This window comes from Flavobacterium sp. (assembly GCF_049240005.1).
Classification (GTDB): domain Bacteria; phylum Bacteroidota; class Bacteroidia; order Flavobacteriales; family Flavobacteriaceae; genus Flavobacterium.
The window spans coordinates 1-2251 of record NZ_JBMLTK010000045.1 but is presented as its reverse complement, the minus strand read 5'-3'; the positions used below and the strand labels follow the sequence as shown (position 1 = coordinate 2251).

Here is a 2251-nt window from a genome sequence, read left to right as displayed (position 1 = left end):
TGTAAAATGCGGTTGCGCAATTGTATGGCCTCAGGAACCGATTTCATGGGAAATGCATGCGATTCTAATTCCTTATTTCCAAAATAGTTGGTGGTGCAACCGAGTGCCACAACGAGAATGTCGTACGGGAAGTCGGAAATAGACGTCTTTACCGTTTTGTTTTCGGTATCGATATGTCGGATTTCCGCAATGCGAATGCGCACGTTTTTTGAATGTTGGAAAACTTTGCGAAGAGGAAAAGATATGGACGCCGGTTCCAGTCGCGCAGATGCCACTTGATACATCAACGGTTGAAACTGGTGGTAGTTATTTTTGTCGATTAAAAGAACATCGTAATCAGTATTTTCGAGCTTTTGCGCTAGTTCTAATCCTGCGAAACCTGCTCCGAGGATAACGACTCTTTGTTTCATGTCGAATAGTTTTCACAAAGATAAAACAGCCTGAAAAACTAATCTTCTCTGTTAACGTTTTGTATGGAAAAAGGCGGTGTACATACCGAGACGTATTCGCAAGGCTCGCCGAACGGATTGGAATAACGAATGCGGTTGCCTCTCGGAATAAAAACCAATTCGTTAGCCGTTAGTACGATTACGCCGTTCTCGGTTTCGATTTGTTTACGGCCGGAAATAACCAAAGTGTATTCGTCGAATTCGGGTGTTTGGTGTGGTTCCGACCAGCCCGGTGGAGCCACCATGCGCGCCAGAGATAAATTTCCGACGGCAAGCGTAGCTAAACCAAAATGCTCGTCGATGATCTTTCCGTCGGTCATCGGAACGCGGAAAGGTTGTTTTTGAATGGCAATTTCACTCATTTTTTAAAGATAAAATATACGGCTAAGATAATGCAAGCAAAGGCCGCAAGATGATTCCATTTTAAAGTTTCGTTTTTGAAAAAAACCGTAGAAAACACCACAAATACAACCAGCGTGATCACTTCTTGTATCACTTTTAACTGCATTAAATTAAACGGACCGCCGTTTTCTTGGTATCCGATTCGGTTTGCCGGAACTTGAAAAAAGTACTCGAATAAGGCAAATCCCCATGAAATGAGTACGATGCTAATTAATCCGGGCGACTCCAGCCATTTCCATTCCTTGAATTTTAGATGCCCGTACCAAGCAAAAGTCATGAATACGTTCGCTACGAGTAGAAGTAAAACGGTGTAAACTGCTTTCATAAGATTACTTCAGGATTTTTGAAAGTATGCTAAAAGCACCGCGAATAAAGGTGGCGCTCGTTAAAACTTTAATGACTGATTTTGTGGTCTGACTCATCGGTTCGTCGGTTGATTCAGCTCTTGTGGTTTGCGGTTCTTCCACAATTTCTTGTGCTTGTTGCAAACGCTTTTCGAGAATTTCGTACGCACTTTCCGACTCAATCCGATCGCGGTATTTGGCAATGAGTTTTGATTTTGAAGCTAAAGAATCCAATTCACTGTCGGTTAGCACATTCATGCGGCTTTCGGGTGCTCGTAACATAGTTGCAACGAGCGGTGTTGGAATGCCTTTTTCGTTCAAAGCGGTCACGAACGCTTCACCAATTCCGAGTTGTGTAAGCATTTCAGCCGTATCGTAAAAATGGGTTTCGGGATAGTTTTCGGCTGTAGCTTTTATGGCTTTCCGATCGTTTGCGGTAAATGCCCGTAAAGCATGCTGAATTTTTAATCCCAATTGTGCCAGTACGGCCGCGGGAATATCGGTCGGATTTTGTGTGATGAAGAAAATCCCAACGCCTTTCGAACGAATGAGCTTGATAATGGTTTCAATTTGGTCGAGAAGTGTTTTGGAAGCTTCATTAAAGATAAGATGCGCTTCGTCGATAAACAAAACTAATTCGGGTTGGTCGAGGTCGCCGCGTTCGGGCAAATTTTGATAAAGCTCGGCCAACAAACTCAACATAAATGTGGAGAAGAGCTTGGGTTTATCTTGTATGTCTTGAAGTCGTAAGATGTTGATGATCCCGCGTCCGGTTTCGTCGTGTCGCATCAGGTCGTTGACGTCGAAAGAAACTTCTCCGAAGAAAGAAGTCCCGCCTTGCTGTTCGAGTTCGATAATTTTTCGAAGAATAGTTCCCGTTGTTGAAGCAGCGATTTTTCCGTAAGAAGCCTCAATTTCTTCTTTGCCTTCTTCGGTGATGAATTGCAGTACTTTTTTGAAATCTTGCAAATCGATGAGTCCCCATTTTTGGTCGTCGCAGTATTTGAAAATTACCGAAACAACGCCGGCTTGGGTGTCGTTTAGATCTAAAATCCG

General features: G+C 43.3%; 4 protein-coding genes. All 4 read right to left on the bottom strand.

Translation table 11 applies throughout. The features are described from left to right. Positions 1 to 410, bottom strand: a 410-nt coding sequence (locus tag ACOVQQ_RS04555; RefSeq protein WP_421817145.1) for an NAD(P)/FAD-dependent oxidoreductase, incomplete at its 3' end; no start/stop codon positions are given. Positions 411 to 448: 38 nt separating this feature from the next. Next, positions 449 to 811, bottom strand: a complete 363-nt coding sequence (locus ACOVQQ_RS04550; RefSeq protein ID WP_421817144.1) for a cupin domain-containing protein — start codon at positions 809 to 811, stop codon at positions 449 to 451. Beyond that, entirely contained in the window at positions 808 to 1176 is a 369-nt protein-coding gene (locus tag ACOVQQ_RS04545; RefSeq protein ID WP_094486023.1) for a DMT family protein, read from the bottom strand. The genes ACOVQQ_RS04550 and ACOVQQ_RS04545 overlap by 4 nt, the downstream gene beginning before the upstream one ends. Positions 1177 to 1180: 4 nt before the next feature. Next, a partial coding sequence (locus ACOVQQ_RS04540) for a helicase HerA-like domain-containing protein (protein ID WP_421817143.1) occupies positions 1181 to 2251 on the bottom strand: 1071 nt, incomplete at its 5' end.